Genomic DNA, 23112 nt, shown 5'->3' on the forward strand with positions numbered 1-23112 from the left:
GAATATGTGGAAATTTATCCTAAGACGATTATTAGTAATGATCCCGCAGCTCTTTTTATTGAGCATCATCGTTTTCATGATGGCAAAAGCAATGCCGGGAGATGCACTGTCCGGCCAAGAAATCAACCCTAGGGCCAATCCAGCCGAGCTTGATAGGATCAGGGAAGAGCTGGGTTTGAATGATCCTTGGTACCAACAATATCTAAGGTGGGCATCCAATGCAGTACAGGGGGATTTCGGTGTTTCCTATACACATAAGACGCCCGTTATGGATGTGATCGAAGACAGGCTTTGGAATACGGTGTTCCTCGCGTTGGTCACGCTGATCTTTACATATATGCTTGCGATACCATTAGGCATACTTAGCGGAAGGTATAACGATACCTGGGTGGATAAAACCGTTACGGGTTATAGCTATTTAGGGTTTGGCACGCCAATTTTCATTTTTGCTTTAATCATGTTATTCGTTTTCGGATTTGCCCTTGATTGGTTCCCGTCTGGAGGCAGTGTCGATTCAAAAGTGGATGAAGGAACATTCGCCTATGTTTTAAGTAAGATCAATCATTTAATTTTACCAGCGTTAAGTACAGCTTTAATTGCAACAACAAGTACGATCCAATATTTGCGAAATGAAATCATCGATAATAAGATCAAGGATTTCGTAAGGACAGCGCGTTCGAAGGGAGTGCCCGAATCAAAAGTGTATTCACGGCATATCCTGAGAAATTCCTTTTTACCGATAGCGGCATTCTTAGGTTATGAAATTACTGGATTGGTCGGCGGCGCGGTCATAATCGAGACCATTTTCAGTTATCCGGGACTTGGGCAGCTTTTCCTTAGTTCAGTCAGTCTGCGGGACTTCAGTGTTGTCACGGCCATCGTCATGATGACGGGATTTGCCACTCTGCTTGGCACCCTTCTTTCGGACATCATACTTAGTGCGGTCGATCCGCGCATACGGATAGAATAGGAGCGGGGTGAGTCGTATGGAAATGAAAGTGGAAACCGGTAAGAACATACAAGTTAATGATGTGAGCCCTTCAGGTATCAAGATCATCTGGCAGGAAATCAAGAAAGACAAGCTTGCCATGGGCTCATTGATTATATTAGCAGCCATATTGCTTTTTGTTTACGGTGCGTCGTTTTTCATGGACGCCAAAGAAATAGCCAAGGTCGATTTTCTTTCCATTTATTTGGAACCATCCTCAGACTATTGGCTTGGAACCGATTATGGCGGCCGGGATGTATTCGGCCAACTGATAATAGGTACCAGAAATTCATTCACGATCAGTTTATTCATTACATTATTCACGGCTATCATCGGTTTATCATTAGGGCTTCTGGCGGGCTACTTCGGCGGGGCAACCGATAATGTGATCATGCGTGTCATCGATTTCGTGATTGCCCTGCCGCAATTGATGTTCATCATCGTTGTGGTCACGATTGTGCCGATCTTCAATGTATATGTTTTCATTTTAATCATGACGATGTTTTTATGGACAGGAAAGGCAAGGCTGATTCGTTCAAAGGCTTTGTCTGAGCGTGAGCTGGATTATATCCACGCCTCACAGACACTTGGGACGCCACATTGGAAAATCATCCTGTTTCAGCTTCTGCCCAATGTCAGTTCATTGATCATCGTCAACTTCATTTTGAACCTTGCAGGCAATATTGGCTTAGAATCCAGTTTGACTTTCTTAGGGTTCGGCCTTCCGGAGAGCACCCCGAGTTTAGGGACGCTCATCAGTTATGCTCGAAATCCAGATGTTCTGGAAAACAAGTGGTGGATATGGGTACCCGCATCACTCATGATTCTAGTGTTGATGCTGAGTATAAATTTCGTTGGTCAAGCGTTAAAACGCGCCGCCGATGCAAGACAAAGAAGAGGATAAAAAAGGGGAGTGTAGGATATGAAAATCAAAAGCTACAGTAAGGTATTAAGTGCATTGGCCATTTCGTCTCTACTGCTTGCTGCATGTTCGAATGATACGGAGAAATCGTCAACGAAAGAGAAAAAAGGGAAAGATGTCGAACAGGTCGATACTTCTAAATTCCCGACAAAGACGACAAATCAAGGAGAGCCGATTAAGGGCGGCCATTTGACATATGGTTTGGTATCCGATACTCCGTTTGAAGGGATATTAAACAAGGTTTTCTATCAAGGCGAACCCGATAACCAAGTTATTACATTCTTTGATGAGGATTTATTGGATACAGACGAAAACTATGTATATACGAATGAAGGTGCCGCTTCATATGAGATTTCAGACGATCATAAAACGGTTACGCTGACGATTAAGGATAATGTAAATTGGCAAGATGGAAAGCCTGTGACAGGTGCTGATTTGGAATATGCATATCTTGTCATGGGAAGCAAAGATTACAAAGGTGTCCGCTATGATGAGCAAATGGCTTTAATCGAGGGTATGGAAGAGTATCATGAAGGGAAAGCGGATAAGATTTCAGGCATTAAAGTCGACGGCAAAAAAATCATATTCACATTCAAAAAAGCGAATCCTTCCGTCACGACTGGATTATGGACATACCCGCTTCATAAAGAATACTTAAAAGATGTTCCGATTGCAGAGTTGGAATCTTCGGATAAAATCCGTAAAAATCCGATTGGGTTTGGACCATTCAAAGTGAAGAAAATCGTTCAAGGGGAAGCGGTGGAATTTGAAGCGAATAAAGATTATTACCGCGGTGCACCTAAATTGGACAGTATCACATTGAAAGTGGTGAATCCGTCTGTTGTCGTCAAGTCACTTGAAAATGGTGACCTCGATGTAGCGGAGGTCTTGGCTGAACAATATGATCAGGCCAAGGAATTGGATAATGTCGAATTATTGGGGAAAGTTGAATTGGCCTATTCCTATATTGGATTCAATTTCGGCTACTATGATAAGGAAAAAGAAGAAAATGTTATGGATGAGAATCCGAAATTCGGGGACAAACGCCTTCGTCAGGCGATGGCATATGCCATCAATAATGAAGAAGTTGGCGAAAAGATGTACAAGGGCCTTCGCTTCCCTGCCAACTCTGTCATTACACCGAACTTTAAATATAATAACAAAGATGTAAAACCATATGAATATAATCCTGAAAAGGCTAAGGAACTTTTGGATGAAGCAGGGTTTGTAGATACGAATAATGATGGCATTCGTGAAGATGCTGATGGAAAAGAGTTCAAAATCAACTTTGCTTCCATGAGCGGTTCCGATGTTTCTGAGCCACTGGCAAGATATTATATCCAGCAATGGGAACAAGTAGGGTTGGACGTCGAATTGCAGGATGGAAGGCTGCATGAGTTCAATTCATTCTACGACCTCCTGAAAAAGGATAATGACGAAGTTGATGTTTATTCAGCAGCATGGGGCGTCGCTTCAGATCCGGATCCATCAGGAATATGGTCCAGGTCTGCAGAATTTAACTATACCCGCTGGGTGAGTGAAAAAAATGATGAGCTTCTTGCTAAAGGGATTTCAGAGGAAGCCTTCGATGATCAATATCGAATCGATACGTATAATGAGTGGCAAGAATTGATTCATGAAGAGGTTCCGGTCATTCCGACATTATTCCGTTATCAATTGGCTGGAGTGAATGAACGCGTTACAGGTTACGATTATCTCGCAGGCCGTCAATATCAATGGCATAATGTTGGGGTAACGAAATAATTTAAGCTGACTATCGGCTGCCTTTATGGCGGTCGATTTTTTGCGTTTCAATGGAGTGGATAAAGGTTATATAGATAATAGAAGTAATTGGAAGGGTGATATTGATGGAAGTGAGAAATCCTAATGAAACAAAGAGAGAGTTAGAAATATTGTTTACTGAATCGGTTGGCCGTTTACTGAAACCTCTCGAAGAGGAAATCATTGCAGACATTGTAGCCTATCCAGACGAAAAGAGAATTGCCTTCTTGGAATATATGAAGGAAATGTCCAACAAACAAAGACAATTGAAGTGAAGTTGAACTTTCATCATGAAGGAGGTTTTTTTATGAGAAACGAAGATATGGACAGATACAAGGTATGGCGCGATAAGTGGAAAAGAAGAGTGAATATGGAGAATTTAGCGTTATATGGAATTGCAACATTAGCTATGGCCATCTTGCCTGTCATGGCTTTTATGAGTTAAATCTATTAAAGGGCCGCCTTTTGGCGGTCTTTTAATATGTTAAAAGTTGCCATGAAAAGATATAATGAACAAAGAGGAAAGGAGAGATATGCATGAGCGTGATCGAAGAAAAAGAAATCGTATCTTACATAAAAGAATTGGTGTCCATACCCAGCCCCTCCGGCTATACTGAGCAAGCCATTAAATACGCGGCCGATTTCATGGAGCAGAGGAAGGTTTCATATAACATCACTAATAAAGGGGCACTGCTTGCTACATTAAAAGGCGAAGATGATAACAAACATCGCTTGCTGACTGCCCATGTCGATACACTGGGGGCCATGGTAAAGGAAATCAAAGCGAATGGCCGCCTTAAATTGACGATGATCGGCGGATTCCGCTGGAACTCGGTGGAAGGGGAATATTGTAAAATCCATACTGCTGACGGAGCCATTATCACCGGGACCATTTTAATCAACCAGACCTCTGTCCACGTATATAAAAATGCCGGCGATGCGAAGCGTGATGATGAGACAATAGAGGTCCGGATAGATGCTGTCGTGAAAACCAAAGCGGAAACCGAGGCCATTGGCATTTCTGTTGGAGATTTTGTCTCCTTTGAACCGAGAGTGGAAGTGACGGATACAGGCTTTTTGAAATCAAGGCATTTAGATGATAAAGCTAGCGTGGGCATCCTCCTTCATATCATTGACCTCATTTCCAGAGGAAAGATAAAATTGGCATATACGACCCATTTCCTGATTTCCAACAATGAAGAAATCGGCTATGGCGGAAATTCCAATATCCCTGAGAAAACAGTCGAATATCTTGCTGTCGATATGGGCGCGATCGGTGATGGACAAACGACGGATGAATTCAGCGTTTCCATTTGCGCAAAAGACTCCTCGGGTCCTTATCATTATAAACTGCGTCAGCATCTGGTCTCACTTGCCCAAGCAAATGCCGTCGACTACCGCGTCGATATTTATCCATTTTACGGATCGGACGCTTCCGCTGCCATCCGGGCAGGATATGATGTCGTCCATGGCCTGATCGGACCGGGAATCGATGCATCACATGCCTTCGAGCGGACACATGTCTCTTCATTAAAGCATACAGCCAATCTGATTTTGCATTATATCCAATCAGAGTTGGTATAATCATGAGAAAAGCCCGCACTCTTGTGCGGGCTTCAGTTTGTAGACAAAAGGGGTTCGGAATTAAAAAATTCTGAACCACTTTGAAATTCCCTTTGAATTTTCGCCTAAAGTTAAGAGATTGGGGCTCTACGAGCACACTATGTTAGGCCATTTTTGGACCTCGCCATGTCAATTGGCCATCTTCTTTAAATTAATGGCAGCGAAAATAAGCATCGAATTTTTTAAGTCCCCTTAAAGTAGTCCAACGCATACCATGCTTTTCTTTTGCGTCTGCGAATACACGCTCTATCGTTTCTTTACGTTTTGCATATATAGGTATTACATCTTGATGATGACGCAGATGATCTGCTTCTTCGTTTAGAAAGCATCCTCATCACCTCAAGTTTTAATACTTCTATTTTAAAACAAAAATGACTCCAGGCAAAAGTGTTCTATCTAAAAGGTAAAACAAAGTTGAATGGAACGGAAGGTACGAGACTCCTGCGGGAAAAGCGCGTCTAGGGGAGACCCCGCAGGCAAAAGCCGAGGAGGCTCTCCGACCGCCCGCGGAAAGCGAGTGCCCTACGTTCCAATCAACGTCCAAATTGTACAAGCCATAAAAATAGACAAACTCGATTTTCATCGAGTTTGTCTACAGTCTGAAGCCCGCACTCATGTGCGGGCTTTTAACTGTTTTATAGCGCTATTTTTAGTATAGTAACTGAGTTAGTGAAATGCACGTGAATTTCGGTCATTTACTTGTGATTTGGAGTAATACTCGTGAATTTCGATCAAATACTCGTGAGTTTTGGTGTTTTACTCGTGAATTTTGGCCGTTTACTCGTGAGTTTGAGCGTAATACTCGTCAATTGGCGTAAGTACAAAAAATAAAGATTTATAATGATAATTCTTGTGGAGGTTCACCATTGTTGTTCATCAACCGTATGCTCTCCGGCTTAATTTGCAGAATTAAATAATTTGGATCTTTCGGACCTTCGAACCACTTTTCAAAGGATTCATTCCATAATTTATCTTTCAGTTCCTGTGATTCGTTTATTTTCGAGGTACCTGAGATTTCCAGGTAAGAATCGCCCAATCCTTCATTATCATAGCCGATCAGGATATGAACATTAGGGTTCTTTGCAATTTCATCGATTTTTTCCGTCTTTCCGCTCGTTGGTGTGTATAAAGTTAATTCATCGTTAAAAAATGTCATATAGCGTGAATGTGGTTTGTTGTTTTCAACTGAAGATAAAACTCCTATTTTATGATCACGGATGATGTTCAATACTTTTTCTTTTATTTGGTTTTGGCTCATTTTTATACACTCCTTTTATTTTTTACTCTATTACTTTTCCTCTTTTTTCATTAAGTTAAACAAAATTATGCAGTTTGCCATTTTTATGAATGAATACTGAAAGAAGTTGCCATACTAGTCATTATGTGTTCTGTTTAGAGCAATTTCATGATGTGAATCCATTTGTAAAGGTGAGTATGATGAATGAATTGTGGTGAATTACTTATCATTGGCGGGGCAGAGGATAAGTGCCTTGAAGGTGAAGTATTAAATAAATTTGTCGAGCTTGCAACCCATAGCGAAGGCGGAATAGGAATATTGCCTACAGCGAGTGAAATTCCTGAGGAAGTGAGTACAGAGTATATCAAGATTTTCAGGGATTTAGGTGTGGACAGGGTGGAAGTGATCAAGCTGGATTCAAGGCAGGATGCAGACGATCCGGCAATTTGTGAACAGCTTGCATCTTTTTCCGCCATCTTCATTTCAGGGGGAAACCAAAGCCGATTGTCTGAACTGATTGGAAAAACAAAGTTCCACGATGCCCTTTCTAAAGCCTGGCATGAAGGAATGGTAATAGCAGGGACAAGTGCTGGTGCTTCGATTTTAGGTAAGTATATGATCGTTGCAGCTGACACGATGCTGAATGACAATAAGTTAAAGGTTGAAATTGGCGTAGGTTTCGGCTTCCTGGACGGACTGATAATCGATCAACACTTTTCCCAGCGTGGCCGTTTTGATCGTCTGTTAAGTGCAATAGCAGGGAAAAAAGAAATTATGGGTATTGGCATTGATGAAAATACAGCAGTTTTAGTTAAAGACGGTCATTTTGAAGTAGTCGGCCAACATCAAGTATTGGTTCTTGATGGCAGCACCAGTGATTATATCAATATCACATCTTCTGATAATGGCAGTGAAGAGTTGACTCTTTCGGGTTTCAACCTTCATGCACTAACCAGGGGATACCGTTTTGACCTGCTTAAAAGGAAATTGTTGATGAAAAAGGGGATCCAACAATGAAGATCAATCGAGTCCGTTATTTAAAAGGACCTAATTATTTTGCTTATACACCTACGATTTGCATTGAATTGGATATAGGGGAACTGGAACAGAAACCATCTGATTCAATACCTGGATTCAATGAAAAATTGTTAAAGGTGCTCCCGAACTTGGGAAGCCATACATGTTCAAAAGGGTATCGAGGCGGATTCGCCGAAAGGCTGAGAAAAGGAACATGGATGGGACATATATTGGAGCATATGACGATTGAGCTTCAAAACTTGGCCGGAATCGAAGCCATTCGGGGAAAAACGATAATGATGGAAAAGAAGGGTTTTTATTATGTTACCTTTGACTATCAGGAGCCTTACTCAGGTCTTCAAGCTTTTTTAGCAGCAAAAGATATCGCGGAGGCCATCCTGAATGGTGAAAAACTTATAAATGTACAATCTTATGTAAAACAAATAGAGCAGTTATATTATAAAAATAAGCTGGGGCCAAGTACCGAAGCCATTTTTAAGGCAGCGCAAGCAAAAGATATCCCTGTCGAGCGAATGGGTGATGAAAGCTTATTGCGTTTAGGAACAGGTGCAAGGCAGAAGTATGTCCAGGCGACAATCTCTAGCCAGACTTCGAATATTGCGGTTGAGAATTCATGTGACAAAGCATTGACCAAATCCATTTTAAGAGGATGTGGCCTCCCTGTACCTGAAGGGGAAGTTGCCCATTCCATTGAAGATATCTTTACCTCGGCGGACAGGCTGGGTTTTCCGCTGGTCATAAAACCGTATAATGGGAGACAGGGTCAGGGTGTCATCACCCATATCAAAAATAAGGATGAGCTATTCAATGTAATCAATTGTTTGGAGCTGCATGTGGAGAAGTATATTATCGAACGGCATATTGAAGGACATGATTATCGGTTACTGATAGTTAATGGAGAACTTATCGCCGCCAGTTTGAGGCTTCCACCTTATGTTATTGGCAATGGCAAGGAAACGATACGCAGTTTGATAGAAAAGGAAAATTGTAATGATTTGCGGGGAGAAGGTCATGAAAAGCCGATGTCAAAAATCCCACTTACACATACCGTGACGTGTTACTTGGAAAAATCGAATCGGACGCTCGATACGATTCCGAATCAAGGTGAATTGGTTCAAGTTGTCGGCAATGCAAATCTTTCGACTGGCGGAAAGGCAATCGATGTAACGGACCAGGTTCATCCGACCATTAAGAATATGGCTGTTGCAGCTGCGAAAGCGATCGGTTTGGATATCGCCGGAATAGATTTTATTTGTGAGGATATATCAAAACCGATCGAACATTCAAAGACTGCAATTATTGAAGTGAATGCTGCACCGGGAATTCGAATGCATCATTATCCGAGTGAAGGGAAAAAAAGGGATGTAGGCAAAGCCATTGTCGATTATTTATTTCCGACCAGGGAAGAGGGGGCTATACCGATCATTGCAGTGACCGGAACAAATGGCAAGACGACAACAACCAGATTGATTCATTATTTTCTTACTAATGAAAAAACAAAAGTTGGGATGACAAATTCTGATGGAGTATATATCGGCGATGAGGTATTGGATCACGGTGACTGCAGTGGCCCTGTCAGTGCAAGAATGGTATTGGCCCATCCTGAAGTCGATATTGCCGTATTGGAAACGGCCCGGGGCGGGATTCTGCGTGAAGGTCTTGCTTTTCGTAAATGTGATGTGGGGATCATCACCAATGTAAGTGAGGATCACCTCGGCCGTGATGGAATCGATACATTGGATGATCTCATTAAATTAAAGAGGCTGGTAGCTGAAGTCGTAATGAAAACAGGCTATTGTGTACTGAATGCAGATGATCCGAATGTAGCTGCCATGAACGCTTATACAGATGGGGAGGTCATTTACACCTCTACAGATGCCACCCAGCCTCACGTGAAAGCTGCGATAGATAAGGGATGTAAAGTTTGGTACGTCAATGAAAACGGCGTCATTTGTCATTCAGCTGATGGAGTCATCCATCCATTTATGGATTGCACCATGGTTCCAATTACGATTTCCGGCATGGCACGTCATAATATCGCCAATTTACTTCAGGCGTTAGCCGCAGCCGAAACACAAGGCATTTCCATGGAAGAACTAAGAAGGAAGGCTGCCACATTTATGCCTGATACGAATTTGTCCAAAGGACGGTTCAATTTGAAAAAGTTAAAAGAGCGCACGATCATCATCGACTATGCTCATAATGAAGCGGGATTGAAGGCCATATTCGAAACGGTCAGTGCCTATAACAAAAATCATCTTATCACTGTTTTGGCAGGGCCGGGGGATCGTATTGATGAAGAACTTATCAGACTCTCCAAGGTAGCGGCCATTAATTCCGATCTGTTCATCATTAAAGAAGACGATGATTTGCGGGGGAGGGAGCCGTTAGAAGTAGCCGGGCTGCTTCAGGATGCTGCGGTAGAAGCTGGGTTACAAAAAGATCGGACATTCATCGAACCTAATGAATTGGACGCATTCATAAAAGCCTGGGAGAAATCACAACCGGGTGACCTATTATTGTTCTTTTACACGGATTTCGAATATGTAGAGAGATTTTTCGAAAAGGTTTCTACAAATCCGTTGCCGAAGAAATAAAACAAAGTGATCTCACCCAGGAAATCGCTTCACTTTCCAGCGTAAGTGGAAAATGAATGTAAGAAAAAAGCTAATCCAAGTGGATTAGCTTTTTTTCATGACCGTTTCATTTGCAGCTGGGACAGCGGCACGGTCTTTTTTATATATTCGCTGAAGCACGAATGACTGAACAATCATGAATATACCACCGATTGACCAATATAGTGGCAATGCAGCAGGAGCAGAGAAAGAAATGAATAAAATCATTGCTGGTGAGAGCAAGCTCATCATCTTCATTTGTTTCTGCTGTTCTTCCGGCATTTGTCTCACGGAAATGACCGATTGGAAGTAATAAATGACACCAGCGATTATCGCCATGGCAATATTCGGCTGACCTAGGCTGTACCAAAGGAAACTATGGGTCGCAATTTCATGGGAACCTTGAATCGCATAATAAAAGCCCATTAGGATCGGCATTTGAATTAAGAGCGGCAGGCAGCCCATGTTTAAAGGATTGACTCCATGTTTTTGGTAAAGCTGCATCATTTCCTGCTGAAGGGCCTTTTGTTTAGCAGGATCTTTCGTCTCTTTGATTTTCTGCTGGATTGCTGTCATTTCCGGTTTCAACCCATTCATCTTCGTCTTCATGCTAAGCTGTGTTTTGTATTGTTTGGCAGTCAGAGGTAGCAAAACAAGGCGAATCAAAAATGTCATCATGATGATGCTTAAACCATAGTTGCCATTAAATAAACCAGCATTGAATTCCAGCATTTTTGTCATAGGGTTAACCAATGCAGTATGAAATGGTCCGCTCGTTGCTGCTGAGCAACCAGTCAAAAGGGTCGTTGCCAAAAATAGGACGGCAATTAAAAACATGTTTTTCTTCTTCAATATAAATTCCTCCTCGAATTGTTAATGTTTAAACAACTAGAAGGAGGCTTGGCTCATCGGAATCATCTGGTGAATCTTTTTGCCGGATAAAGGTGAAAAAGCGCTGTGCACCGCGCCAGTCAAAGGTGCTGCCTGTATGAACAGGGGATTTACTTTTATCTGTATGAACGGAAGCTTGATATTTGTCATTCAAGAGCGATTGCTTTTTATTTAAGAAGTAAAACGCGGCCAGTGGAAAGACAAAGGTAAATAAGTAACCTGCCCATACCGCATGGCGAACGGTTTGATAATCGAATTCTAATAATAATTCCCACATAGGAATCCCTCGTTTTTTCTAAGATAAGAAAATTTGTCCAAAAATGATTTAGGGCCTGATATTACTTTTGACCACATTTAAATCATTACCAACACTATATCAATTCTAGGGCAAGAAAGCTAAAAAATATAGGGGTTTTTTCAAAAAAAAAACAGGGAATATTTTCTGATGCATCAATTTCAAAAATAGATCAAATGGAAATCAAATTCGAGACCGTTCAGAGCAAAGGTTGCACAAATGGTCATTCGTCTACATACGGATAAATGGACGTTCAAATTATGAGGTGAAAAGGTATGAAACCCTACGATTCATTCAATCAATAGAACGACCATAACGGTAATGAACGAAATGCACATCTCTGAAATATGGGCAATCATTTCATGGAAGGGGCATATCCATTAGAGAATCAGATGATGGATGTAAGGACTCCTCCTGGCCCGCCTGGTCCGTCCTACGGAGGGGGCCAGCCACCGCCTCGGCCGCCGCACGGAGGAGGACCGCCTCATATAGCTCCGCCATTATTCACTCCACAACTTCAAGGAATGTATAAGGCAATGGACACTGGGTCAATGAAAGGGTGCTTATACAAATATACGTATATTTGGCTTAAGAATGGCCGTTCATTTTGGTTTTACCCAACATATGTCGGATATAATTCAGTGGCAGGTTATCGTTGGAGACGAAGTCAACAGCGATGGGCCTATTATGGGACGGACGCGCATGAAATACAATACTTTCATTGTTATTAAAGGCTGTTTTCACATACTTTGTTGCTATTTACCAGGTAGTGAGGTGTTGTTGATTTCCCCTCCAGATGCTCGCTTTCCTTGGTGCGGGCGGTGAGCCTCCTCGGCGTAAACGCCTGTGGGGTCTCACCTGTCCCGCTGCTCCCGCAGGAGTCTCGCACTTCCGCTCCAATCAACCTTAAATAGTTTCGTTTTAAAAACAACAATCTTTACGAAAAGAGCCTTATTAAAAAACAAAAAACAATCCGAATTGCCGATTGTCTGCATTTTTTTGCTTGTACAAATTTGGACGTTGATTGGAACGTAAGGCACTCGCTTTCCGCGGTCGGTCCGGACTCGGCGCACTTGCGCCTGTGGGGTATCCCTTGGACCCGCTATTCCCGCAGGAGTCTCGCACACCCGCTCCAATCAACTATGTTTTGATCTGACCCAATAAAGTTAGACATATAATTTAAGCAGCTTCTAAGACCTGAGTTCGGTATTCTATCGGACTCAGGTCTTTTAATTTTACCTTCATTCGTTTGTGGTTATAGTAATGAATATAATCATCTAATTCCTTTTCAAAGTGCTCCATACTTTCAAACTCTTGGAGATAAAGCAATTCAGACTTTAACAAGCCAAAAAAGTTTTCAATGACTGCGTTATCTAAACAATTCCCCTTACGGGACATGCTTTGTATAATGCGGGAATCTTTTAAGGTTTTTTGATACTTCTTCATTTGATAATGCCACCCTTGATCCGAAAGGAGGATGACTGTATCTTCTGGTTTTAGGTGTTTAATCGCCTCATCTAACATATCTCCAACAAGTTTATAAACAGGGCGTTTCATCACTTTGTAGGCAATAATTTCACCATTACATAAATCAAGGATAGGGGATAGGTAACGTTTCTCCCCAAATAAATGAAATTCCGTTACGTCTGTTACCCATTTTTGATTCATTTTCTCGGCTTGAAAATCACGTTGTAAAATATGGGGGGCAATTCGACCAACACGCCCCTTATACGAACGATACTTTTTCATACGGACTAAACATTTTACGCCCATTTCATTCATGAGTCGGTTGATGGTCTTTGGATTGTGAGAAAATCCATATTTTTTTAACTCTTTTGTGATACGACGATAACCGTAACGTCCTTTATGTTCATGATAGATAGACTGAATAGTGGCTTTTACCTTCGAATACTTATCTTCTCGATTCAAGCGTTTTTCCCGATAATAGTACGTGCTACGTGGAATATCAGCGACTTTAATTAAGGCCACAACCTCATAAATGGACTTTAGTTCATAAATTACTTGCGCTTTGATTTGGGTTGTAATTTTTCCTGCATTTGAACTAAAGTATTTAACTTTTTTAAATACGCATTCTCCATTTCTAGTTGTTTAATTCGTTCTTCAAGCTCTTTAACCGAACCTTCAATTTGTTTGGATGGATTGATATCTTTTTTCATGGATGGTCTCCCCTTTTTCTTAGAAATTAGGGCATCTAATCCATAGGCATTAACATGTATTCTCCACGTCCGAATTAGCGCTGGAGATGAAATATTAAACCTTGCGGCTGCGTCGTAAGAAGATATACCCGTTTTATTCATATAATTAAGTACATCCATTTTAAACTCCGTAGAATAACTTGTATAGGATTTCTTAAATCCATCGGCTCCTTGAATTTGGTATAAACGAACCCATCCTTGAATCATTTGATACGAAACTTCAAATATTTTTTGAAGATCCATATAGCTGTGCTCACCTTCAAGGTAAAGTCGTGTAATGAATATTTTCTGTTCGGTAGAAAAATTAGCCATAAAAAACACCCCGTAAATGTTAGTTTGGTGTCTAACATTTACGGGGCAGTTCATTTTTGCCTACAGTCTTTTGTTCTTAACCTTTAATCAAAATTTCAAAGGGAATTTTAAAAGGGATTCGGAATGGTCTCACCCTAAACCGTGTAAAGAACTAGTTATCACTTATCATTCAAAGTTTCAATCCAAAAAATAATCTGGAAAATCGGAAATGATCCCATCTACCTGCATCATTTTGAACATATGTATTTGTTTTTTATTGTTGACGGTCCATGTAAATACTTTCATCCCGTGCTTTTGGATTCGCCTTTGCAGCTTCGTACTCAAAATCGTTTGTTTTGGATTCAAAAATGATGCGAACTCGGCAATCTCTTTTATTTTTTGGTCATTGATTCGCCGTTTTATCAAAACGCCCACTTGTATGTCCGGCATTAATTGATGAAACCTTTTCATGGATTCCATATCGAACGAATGAACCATTATCATATTTTTACTTGTTGAACATTCTTGGAATTTACCTAATTCTTCGGCAAGTTTCTCTTCTATGCCGGGATAAGCAGAGGGATGTTTCAATTCGATTAAAATTCCGACCTCAGACCCGAAATTCTCCAATACCTCACTTAGTAAAGGTATCCTTTCGTTTTTATAGCGAGAATGATACCAGCTTCCTGCATCCAGTTCCTTTAATTCGGCTGCCGTGTAATCACGGAGGTTCCCTTTGCCGTTTGTGGTTCGATCCAAGGTGGGATCATGATGAACCACAAGGACATCATCTTTACTGAGGTGGATATCCACTTCCAGGAAATCAGCACCCAATTCAATGGCTTTTTTATAAGATGCCATTGTATTCTCGGGGCAATATCCAGATGCACCTCGATGTCCAATTTTAATGGGGGAATGCTGCTTTATTAAGCTTTCAGGGAAATCACTTTTTGATCCTTTAGCGTAGAGAGCGAACAGGACAAGCATGGTTATCACGATAATAAGAAAAAATGCGGTCATCTTTCACACTCCTATCAGGCATAATGATTAAAAATTAGCAGGACAGTCTCATTTCATAATATTACATGTTAGGCAGGAAAAAATCATGTTTTACACAATGTTATAATCCGACTTAAAGGATTTATTGGAAAGGTATGGAATACATATAATTTAAGTATCAATAAGGAGGGAAAGCAGATGGAATTGCAGGTGAAACCGAAGTCTAAAAAATGGAAGGGGAATTTTGGTTTATATTTTTCCCTTCCCATTCTCTCTTGGGCGTTTTACGATTTTGCCAATACGATTTTTTCTTCTAATATCAATACGATTTTCTTTCCATTCTTCCTCCAGGAACAGATTGGGGAAAATGCCGTTCTTGATCAGATTGCGAGTACCTTCATCTCCTACGCTAATGCGATTGCCAGTTTGTTTCTCGTTTTGTTTTCCCCGCTGTTCGGTGTCATGATCGATCGAACGGGAAAAATGAAAAAATACATTATGGTTTTTACACTCATTTCCGTTTTATGTACATTTTTAATGGGGGTATTCGGGGGGACGCCATTGGATGGAAAGGTTCTGGGCATTCCCGTTTCCTTGGCGATCGTCATTCTTTTATTTGTGATAGCAAAGTTTTTCTATCATTCGAGTCTGGTTTTCTATGATACGATGATGAGTGATTTAGGCACGAAACAGCAATTGCCGCTAATATCAGGGTTTGGCGTGGCGGTAGGCTACCTTGGAACGTTAGTGGGACTGTCAATCTATCCATTCATAAGTAAAGGGAGTTCACATGAAGCCTTCATACCCACGGCCATTTTATTTCTGGTTTTTTCCCTTCCCTTATTCTTTTTTTTAAAAGAATCTCCAAAACAGCAAAAAGCGAAAGAACCTTTTTTATCAGGTTATAAGGAAATTAAATCAACATTTAAAGAGATGCGCTCCTACCGATCGGTTTTTACATTCATGATTGCCTATTTCTTTTTAAATGATGCAATTGCGACCACTATCGGCATGATGGCCGTATATGCCAAGACTGTTGTTGGATTTTCCTCCAGCGGATTCATTTTGCTATACCTGGTATCGACAGTATCGAGCATTGCCGGATCGTTTCTGTTTGGATACATCACACAGTCGAAGGGACCGCGGCTGGCTGTGACGTATGTGGGGGTTCTGCTCTTGGTCGCTTTATTTATAGCGGTCTTCGCACAAACCGCCCTTTGGTTCTGGGTTGCAGGGAGTATGTTCGGAATTTCGCTAGGTTCGATGTGGGTGACATCACGGACCTATATCATTGAATTGACTCCGGATGAGAAGAGGGGGCAATTTTTTGGATTATTTGCATTCTCTGGAAAAGTCTCTTCAATAATCGGTCCGCTATTATATGGAACGATAACGTTGATATTCCACGACCTCGGTACATTGGCGAGCAGGATGGCACTAGGGTCATTAATCATCATGGCGATAATAGGTCTTGGCTTTCTTTTGAAACTGAAGGGATTGGAAGAAGTGAAATAAGAAAAAGGGACTGGAGCCGGCCTTAATGCCGTATCCAGTCCCTTGCTTAAACGTTATACCAAAATCAAGGTGACATCGACGTTTCCGCGTGTTGCTTTTGAATAGGGGCAGGTCATGTGTGCTTTTTTGGCGAACTCTTCGGCTTCTTCCCTGCTTAGGTCGGGAATCGAAACATCCAACCTTACAGCCAATTTAAAACCGCCGTCTTCCTCATCTTTACCGATCGTTACATTTGCCGTCACGGACGTATCGGCCTTTTTCTTTTCTTTTTGCAGTACAAGATTCAAGGCACTGTCAAAACATGCCGCGTAACCGGCTGCGAATAACTGTTCAGGGTTTGTGGCGCGCTCACCGGAACCACCTAATTCCTTCGGTGACCTCACATCGAAATCCAGAATCCCGTCCTCTGATTTAATATGTCCTTCACGACCACCGTGTACGGTAACTGTAGCTGTATATAATGGTTTCAATGAAAACAACTCCTTTATTCATTCTTACTATCATTACTTCCCTGCTGTAAGTCTTGTTAAACAAAATGAAAGCGAGTATTGTTTGGAAATGGTATTAAATTGGTTTTAAATTGGAAGATATTGTTTTATAATGTACTGTATTAGGAGATGTAATACACCCATTGCAGGGAGGGTTCATGATGTTTGAATTGGATGTTCAAAGTGGAAAGCCGGTATATGAGCAATTGATGGATAAGTTAAAGGAACTAATGATCAATGAAGTTTTACAGGAACATAATCAGCTACCATCCATCCGAATATTGGCTCAGGAATTGACCATCAATCCAAATACGATCCAGAAAGCTTACAAGCAGCTAGAGTCTGACGGGTTTATATATACCTTACCAGGCAAAGGGAATTTCGTGGCACCTCCTAGATCCTTCAAAAATTCATTGAAAGAAGAAGAGATCAGAAACGAGCTTTCAAAGGTACTCGCTGAAGCTCTGTACATCGGAATCGATAAAAGTGAAATTTATAGAATAATAAAGGAAATCAGTCCATTGGCAAAGGGGGGGGATTCATGATTGAAATAAAACAGGTGAGTAAATTATATGAAGGAAAAGAAGCAATCAAAAACGTCACCTTGGTTATACCAAAAGGCTCCATATTCGGGTTATTAGGTTCAAATGGGGCGGGAAAAACGACTCTATTAAAAATGCTTTCAGGCAACCTGATACAGGATGCAGGTGAAGTTCTTATTGATGGATCATATGTGTTTGAAAACCGTGAAGTGAAAAATCGTTGTTTCTTCCTTCCTGACACGCCTTATTTCCTGGCTAACTATACGATCACGCAAATGGCAGGTTTTTATAGCCATATTTATAGCGAGTGGAATCAAGAACGTTTCTATCAATTACAGGAAGTATTCCCGATACCCGTCCAAAATAAAATACATAAACTATCGAAGGGGATGCAGAGACAGGTTGCTTTTTGGCTAGCACTCTCGACGATGCCGGAAGTTCTAATATTGGATGAACCGTTTGATGGATTAGATCCGGTCATGCGAAAAAATGTGAGACAGTTGTTGATTCAGGATGTTTCGGAAAGGGATATGACGATTTTACTATCGTCCCATAATCTCCGGGAAATTGAAGATTTAGCCGATCATGTAGGGATTTTGCATAAGGGTGAGCTTGTTATCCAAAAGGTTTTGAATGACTTGAAAGCTGATGTACATAAAGTGCAAATTGCCTTTAAGCACAAAATTCCCCATGGTTTATACCGCGGAATTCAAATCCTTAACAAGGAAAGACGCGGCAGCGTAATCGTTTGTATCGTTAAAGGTAGTGAAGCCATGATTAAATCGCATTTTAATCAGTTTCAGCCGGAAATATTAGATATTCTCCCCCTTACTCTTGAGGAGATATTCATTTATGAAATGGGGGATATCGGTTATGTCATCCAGAATAACCTGGTTTAATAGGGAACTGATTATCTATATTTTCAGAAGTACTGGCTGGATTGGTTTTCTATATCTTGTAGGCCTCATATTTGCGCTGCCTCTGGAAATGTTAGCGATTATCTTGAATGGGAACAATGAATATGTGGAATTCGAAAACCTTTTTTTCTGTCAGCAGATGATACAGTTTGTCTTGGTCATCGTTATTCCAGTATTACTTGCCATCTTCCTTTTTCGGTTTTTACAAATGAAACAAGCCTCAGACTTCATTCATAGTTTACCGATTACGAGACGCAGCATCTACGCTCATATGATTGGAACGGGAATTGGCTTCATGGGTTTGCCGATTTTACTTACAGGTTCAATATTGATATTATTTCACTCGGCAATTGATATAGAACGGCTATATACCATGACGGATATATGGTCTTGGATGGGGACAACATTTATTTTGGAAGCTTTGATTTTTTCCGTTGCCGTTTTACTTGGAATGGTTACGGGATTATCAGCCTTTCAAGGAGTGCTGACCTATATTTTTCTTACTTTGCCGGTGGGGCTTTTTGTTTTGTTTGCAGCTAATGTGAAATTTTTGATAACAGGATTTTCTGCAGAGTATTATCTAAGTGCCAATATGAATGGCATCTCCCCATTATTAGCAGCAACGGAGATGGAAAAAATCACTTTCTTCTCTATTAATACATTAATTTATAGTATATTAACCTTTCTATTTCTGATCAGCTCTCTTTTTCTCTATGAGAGGAGAAAGCTGGAGCATGTGTCGCAGGCATTTGTTTACCCGAAGATTAAGCCAGTGTTTAAAATCGGCCTGACATTATGCATGATGCTGTTTACAGGGCTTTATTTTAGCGAAACGACAGGCGAACCTGGGTGGATTTTTTTTGGATATGCCGTCGGTTCTTTGCTTGGATATTATTTAGGGGAAATCGTCCTGCAAAAGACTTGGCGAATACGGGTCAACCTGAAAGGTTATGTAGCGTTTATAGCGGCTGTCATTGTGCTGGCACTCATTATAAAAATAGATCCCTTTCAGTATAAGACCAAGATTCCTGATGAAAAGATGATTAGCCAAATTTATATTGGTGAATCTCCTATATTTTTTGAAGGCGATGACACGTCGAATAATGCTTCCAATTATCTTAAAGAGAAGGAAAATATTGAAGCGATCAGGTTATTGCATCAGGAAATCATCGATAAGGGTAAAAAGGTTTCCATTGGTGAATGGAATGATGGTCAATCCGTATTTCTGATGTATGAACTCAAGAATGGAAAACGGTTAGCAAGAGAGTATCATTTGCAGAATTACGATTCATACATGCCACTATTGGCGAAAATATATGAGTCTAATGAATATAAAAAAATGGTTAATCAGGTATTGAATGTTTCTGCTCAAGATGTTTCTAAAATCAAGATAACGGCGAGCGGCCAAGTGGACAAATCCATAACGATCACGGACCGTCAACAGCTGGAAGCTGCAGTGAAGGCATTGTCGGAGGACCTGAATAATCAATCGTTCGCACAAATGACTTCTTCTTTTGGTGATTATGCCTCCATAGAGATTCTTTTGAATAATAACAAAACCATTTATATGTATTGGAATTCTTCATATCCTAAGTTTTCAGAATGGATGGTAAGTACCGGACAATCGGAACAAGCGCGGTTAATGGCTGATGATATTTCTTATATCCTGGTTGCGAAGTCCGATTCGAAAATTTATCACACGAATTCTGAAAGTGAACTTGCACAGCAGATTGAACAACAGCCAAATCGCTTGAAAATTAAGACCGCTTCTGAAATCGAGACAGCGATTGATAATGCCCAAATTGATTGGAGCGGGGAGTATTCAGCTGCCTTTTATTATAAAGAAAGCAGAGATGTGGACATCAAGAGTTTTTCTGGCGAACATGTTCCCGATTTCATTTTGGATCATTTTAATGAAAAATAACGTGAATATTTCGCATGTACATATAAAGGAAAGGATGCCGCCCGATATGGGCGGCATCCTTTTGCATTGCCTATCAATTATGTTTGTGTATCTATGCTTTAGAGTTTTACGACGTTTTTAGCTTGAGGTCCGCGGTTTCCTTCTTCGATCTCAAATTCAACCTCTTGACCTTCATCAAGGCTTTTGAAACCTTCTCCTTGAATGGCGGAAAAATGTACGAAAACATCATCTCCGTTTGGTACTTCGATGAAACCAAATCCTTTGTCACTATTGAACCATTTCACTTTACCTGTTACTGTCATTCGATGAATCCTCCTAAAAAGTTAAAAAATATTAATGGTGATGATTTTACCTAGAGGGAAAAATCAATTTCACACATTATCCAGCACCCTCATTCAAGTTAAGATTATCATACGATGATGCTTGATAATATGTGAAAGCCTACAGGAAAAATTACCACAATAACCTCTGGAGCAATTTCCAGTTTTTTAGTATATACCCACCTTTATAAAGGATAAAACAAATGGAAGTAATTTATACATTCCCATTTGGGGAAAATAATATTAGACAGGTTTTATATGGGGAAATATAACGATATTGTCGCGCAGGATTTTCCTTGATTGAAATTTGACTTGGGATTCCATGTCAAATATGAAATGGCTTTATGGTGAAAACAGGAAAACAAGTTGGCATTAAAGTTTTCTGCGAAAATAATCGGGTATAGGATAAGAAAGAAAGGACTGATGAAAAATGAAGAAATTATTAAAAAGAGCTCTCATTTTTGCTGCTCCAATCATATTCAAGGAAGTAAAAAAACGCTGGAAGAACAAGCGGAATCAAAAATCGTTAAAAACTGCAAGGTAAATAAATAAATCATGAATAAATGAACGGTAATCATATGGATCAAGATAAGGGGCGCTATTAAGCGTCCTTTGTTTTGCATCTGAATAAATCCCCTAGTGGGTGTTTCATTCACCTCTACATCTTTCCTTCATATCGTGTTAAAATAGAAAGGTTGATTGAAATGAATGCTGAGTAGCCAATGCTTAAGCCTTATGATATATTTCTTCTTACATATATTGTGTATGATCAGGATTTTTGCATACAAAGAAAGGTTGCCATTCCAATGTAAAAAATACAATAAACCTCCTATAAATTTTTTATTGATGACTCCAATAATGAAAGGAACATATTATGACTAATTTAAAAGACGAGGTTCAATCCCGACGGACCTTCGCAATCATCTCTCACCCGGATGCCGGGAAAACGACTTTGACAGAAAAATTACTGCTGTTTGGCGGCGCGATCCGCGATGCCGGAACAGTTAAAGCTAGAAAAACAGGGAAGTATGCAACCAGTGACTGGATGGAAATTGAAAAGCAACGGGGAATTTCCGTTACATCCTCAGTCATGCAATTCGATTATGATGACTTCCGTGTCAATATTCTCGATACACCGGGCCACCAAGATTTCAGTGAAGACACATATCGTACACTGATGGCTGTTGATAGCGCCGTGATGATCATCGACTCGGCAAAAGGTATCGAGGATCAAACGGTTAAATTATTCAAAGTATGCCGGATGAGGGGTATACCGATTTTCACTTTTATCAATAAAATGGACCGACAAGGTAAAACGCCGCTGGAATTGCTTGCCGAACTTGAAGAGGTATTAGGAATAGAAACATATCCAATGAACTGGCCGATCGGGATGGGAAAAGACTTCGTGGGCATTTACGACAGGTTCAACAAGCGGATTGAACAGTTCAAAACTGAAGGGGAAGAGCGTTTCCTTCCGTTGAATGAAGATGGTGAACTCGAAGTGGATCATAAACTTAAGGATTCCCAGCTATATGAGCAAACTTTGGAAGAAATCATGCTGTTGACGGAAGCGGGTAACCAATTCTCTGAAGAAAACATTGCGAATGGAAAACTTAGTCCTGTATTTTTCGGAAGTGCTTTAACGACATTCGGTGTTCAGACGTTTTTGGATGCTTATCTGAAGTTTGCACCAGCTCCACAAGCACGGATGACAACGTCAGGTGAAATGGATCCTGTCAGCAATGATTTTTCCGGTTTCATTTTCAAGATCCAGGCGAACATGAACCCAAAACACCGTGACCGAATCGCCTTCCTACGCATTTGCTCCGGTAAATTCGAGCGTGGAATGAGCGTCAACTTGAGCAGGACAGGGAAACCGATCAACCTTTCTTCCTCCACCCAATTCATGGCTGATGATCGAAACACTGTAAATGAAGCGGTAAGCGGAGATATCATCGGTTTATATGATACTGGTAATTATCAAATTGGCGATACGATTACCACAAGCAAAGACATGTTTCAGTTTGAAAGGCTGCCTCAGTTTACGCCGGAACTATTCATGAGGGTAACAGCTAAAAACGTCATGAAACAGAAACATTTCCATAAGGGTATTAACCAACTTGTACAAGAAGGGGCAATTCAGCTCTTCAAAACGGTTAGGATGGAAGAATATCTGCTTGGTGCGGTTGGGCAGCTTCAATTTGAAGTATTCGAGCATCGAATGAGGAACGAGTACAATGTTGAAGTCGTGATGGAACGCATGGGCAGCAAGATTACACGCTGGGCTGAAGATGAAAAGCTTGATGAAAACCTTCATAGCTCGAGAAGCATCCTTGTTAAGGACCGGTTTGATAAATATGCATTCTTATTTGAAAATGAGTTTGCACTTCGTTGGTTCCAAGATAAAAATCCTGACGTGGAATTATATAATCCAATGGATTTGAAATAAAGAAGAAAGCCCGTGTTTTATGAACTATACCCCGGATAACGGACACACATAAAAAAGTGT

At 40.7% G+C, this 23112-nt stretch carries 21 protein-coding genes and 1 pseudogene; 14 read left to right on the forward strand and 8 right to left on the reverse strand.

The window, feature by feature from the left end; all coding sequences use genetic code 11:
• The first annotated feature begins 4 nt into the window (after positions 1–4).
• The 6 genes from opp4B to AC0VX1_RS07050 all read left to right on the forward strand — a co-directional run bounded on the left by opp4B (position 5) and on the right by AC0VX1_RS07050 (position 5276).
• Positions 5–970 carry an oligopeptide ABC transporter permease gene (gene opp4B, locus AC0VX1_RS07025; RefSeq protein WP_057278962.1) on the forward strand — a complete coding sequence of 322 codons (966 nt, stop codon included), beginning with the start codon at positions 5–7 and terminating at the stop codon, positions 968–970.
• Between the two features lie 22 nt (positions 971–992).
• Positions 993–1892, forward strand: a complete 900-nt coding sequence (locus AC0VX1_RS07030) for an ABC transporter permease (RefSeq protein ID WP_057279040.1) — start codon at positions 993–995, stop codon at positions 1890–1892.
• An 18-nt stretch (positions 1893–1910) separates the two neighbouring features.
• Entirely contained in the window at positions 1911–3674 is a 1764-nt protein-coding gene (gene opp4A, locus AC0VX1_RS07035) for an oligopeptide ABC transporter substrate-binding protein (RefSeq protein ID WP_475470538.1), read from the forward strand.
• Positions 3675–3778: 104 nt separating this feature from the next.
• Positions 3779–3967 carry a hypothetical protein gene (locus AC0VX1_RS07040; RefSeq protein ID WP_034314269.1) on the forward strand — a complete coding sequence of 63 codons (189 nt, stop codon included), beginning with the start codon at positions 3779–3781 and terminating at the stop codon, positions 3965–3967.
• 32 nt (positions 3968–3999) lie between these two features.
• Positions 4000–4137, forward strand: a complete 138-nt coding sequence (locus tag AC0VX1_RS07045; protein WP_156319562.1) for a hypothetical protein — start codon at positions 4000–4002, stop codon at positions 4135–4137.
• A 92-nt stretch (positions 4138–4229) separates the two neighbouring features.
• Positions 4230–5276, forward strand: coding sequence for a M42 family metallopeptidase (locus AC0VX1_RS07050; RefSeq protein WP_413022117.1), 1047 nt, complete (start codon positions 4230–4232; stop codon positions 5274–5276).
• Between the two features lie 142 nt (positions 5277–5418).
• Here the strand turns inward: AC0VX1_RS07050 and AC0VX1_RS07055 are convergent.
• Both AC0VX1_RS07055 and AC0VX1_RS07060 read right to left on the reverse strand, forming a co-directional pair.
• Positions 5419–5631: pseudogene (locus AC0VX1_RS07055) on the reverse strand (transposase); the annotation flags it as partial.
• Positions 5632–6150: 519 nt separating this feature from the next.
• On the reverse strand, positions 6151–6573 hold the full coding sequence (locus AC0VX1_RS07060) for a pyridoxamine 5'-phosphate oxidase family protein (protein ID WP_057278966.1): 423 nt from the start codon (positions 6571–6573) through the stop codon (positions 6151–6153).
• A 183-nt stretch (positions 6574–6756) separates the two neighbouring features.
• Between AC0VX1_RS07060 and AC0VX1_RS07065 the strand changes: the two genes are divergently transcribed.
• Both AC0VX1_RS07065 and cphA read left to right on the forward strand, forming a co-directional pair.
• On the forward strand, positions 6757–7569 hold the full coding sequence (locus AC0VX1_RS07065) for a cyanophycinase (RefSeq protein ID WP_475470541.1): 813 nt from the start codon (positions 6757–6759) through the stop codon (positions 7567–7569).
• Positions 7566–10187, forward strand: a complete 2622-nt coding sequence (gene cphA / locus AC0VX1_RS07070; protein ID WP_413022115.1) for a cyanophycin synthetase — start codon at positions 7566–7568, stop codon at positions 10185–10187. Before AC0VX1_RS07065 ends, cphA begins: the two co-directional genes overlap by 4 nt.
• Before the next feature lie 84 nt (positions 10188–10271).
• On the opposite strand, the gene yidC is transcribed toward cphA, so the two are convergent.
• From yidC to AC0VX1_RS07090, 4 genes are all read right to left on the reverse strand, one after another.
• Positions 10272–11057, reverse strand: a complete 786-nt coding sequence (gene yidC, locus AC0VX1_RS07075) for a membrane protein insertase YidC (RefSeq protein ID WP_413010672.1) — start codon at positions 11055–11057, stop codon at positions 10272–10274.
• 28 nt (positions 11058–11085) lie between these two features.
• The gene (locus AC0VX1_RS07080) at positions 11086–11373 is read right to left on the reverse strand and encodes a hypothetical protein (protein WP_034314256.1); all 288 of its coding nucleotides are present in this window, start codon (positions 11371–11373) and stop codon (positions 11086–11088) included.
• 1197 nt (positions 11374–12570) lie between these two features.
• A protein-coding gene (locus tag AC0VX1_RS07085; RefSeq protein ID WP_475470544.1) for an IS3 family transposase occupies positions 12571–13919 on the reverse strand; the annotation gives its coding sequence in 2 pieces (ribosomal slippage) (positions 12571–13460 and positions 13460–13919; 1350 coding nt in all).
• Between the two features lie 177 nt (positions 13920–14096).
• Complete coding sequence (locus tag AC0VX1_RS07090) at positions 14097–14918, reverse strand: glycerophosphodiester phosphodiesterase (protein WP_475470546.1); 822 nt, start codon at positions 14916–14918, stop codon at positions 14097–14099.
• Between the two features lie 177 nt (positions 14919–15095).
• Between AC0VX1_RS07090 and AC0VX1_RS07095 the strand changes: the two genes are divergently transcribed.
• A complete protein-coding gene (locus AC0VX1_RS07095) occupies positions 15096–16412 on the forward strand; it encodes an MFS transporter (RefSeq protein WP_413022114.1) in 1317 nt (438 codons plus the stop codon).
• Between the two features lie 53 nt (positions 16413–16465).
• Here the strand turns inward: AC0VX1_RS07095 and AC0VX1_RS07100 are convergent, their stop codons facing one another.
• Positions 16466–16882: an organic hydroperoxide resistance protein gene (locus tag AC0VX1_RS07100; RefSeq protein WP_106027726.1), complete on the reverse strand. Its 417-nt coding sequence runs from the start codon at positions 16880–16882 to the stop codon at positions 16466–16468.
• Positions 16883–17061: 179 nt separating this feature from the next.
• Here AC0VX1_RS07100 and AC0VX1_RS07105 point away from each other — a divergent pair, with 179 nt between their 5' ends.
• The 3 genes from AC0VX1_RS07105 to AC0VX1_RS07115 are packed head-to-tail and all read left to right on the forward strand — an operon-like array spanning position 17062 to position 20283.
• On the forward strand, positions 17062–17445 hold the full coding sequence (locus tag AC0VX1_RS07105; protein ID WP_413010668.1) for a GntR family transcriptional regulator: 384 nt from the start codon (positions 17062–17064) through the stop codon (positions 17443–17445).
• On the forward strand, positions 17442–18341 hold the full coding sequence (locus AC0VX1_RS07110; RefSeq protein ID WP_475470549.1) for an ABC transporter ATP-binding protein: 900 nt from the start codon (positions 17442–17444) through the stop codon (positions 18339–18341). The genes AC0VX1_RS07105 and AC0VX1_RS07110 overlap by 4 nt, the downstream gene beginning before the upstream one ends.
• The gene (locus AC0VX1_RS07115; protein ID WP_475470551.1) at positions 18316–20283 is read left to right on the forward strand and encodes a DUF6449 domain-containing protein; all 1968 of its coding nucleotides are present in this window, start codon (positions 18316–18318) and stop codon (positions 20281–20283) included. Before AC0VX1_RS07110 ends, AC0VX1_RS07115 begins: the two co-directional genes overlap by 26 nt.
• 98 nt (positions 20284–20381) lie before the next feature.
• On the opposite strand, the gene cspD is transcribed toward AC0VX1_RS07115, so the two are convergent.
• On the reverse strand, positions 20382–20585 hold the full coding sequence (gene cspD / locus AC0VX1_RS07120) for a cold-shock protein CspD (protein ID WP_034314240.1): 204 nt from the start codon (positions 20583–20585) through the stop codon (positions 20382–20384).
• A gap of 441 nt (positions 20586–21026) precedes the next feature.
• Here cspD and AC0VX1_RS07125 point away from each other — a divergent pair, with 441 nt between their 5' ends.
• Together AC0VX1_RS07125 and AC0VX1_RS07130 are read left to right on the forward strand one after the other, a co-directional pair.
• Positions 21027–21155, forward strand: coding sequence for a hypothetical protein (locus tag AC0VX1_RS07125; protein ID WP_268563974.1), 129 nt, complete (start codon positions 21027–21029; stop codon positions 21153–21155).
• A gap of 322 nt (positions 21156–21477) precedes the next feature.
• Positions 21478–23052 carry a peptide chain release factor 3 gene (locus AC0VX1_RS07130; RefSeq protein ID WP_413022112.1) on the forward strand — a complete coding sequence of 525 codons (1575 nt, stop codon included), beginning with the start codon at positions 21478–21480 and terminating at the stop codon, positions 23050–23052.
• Positions 23053–23112: the final 60 nt, after the last annotated feature.

Source organism: Peribacillus sp. QJM3NY_7, assembly GCF_056173225.1.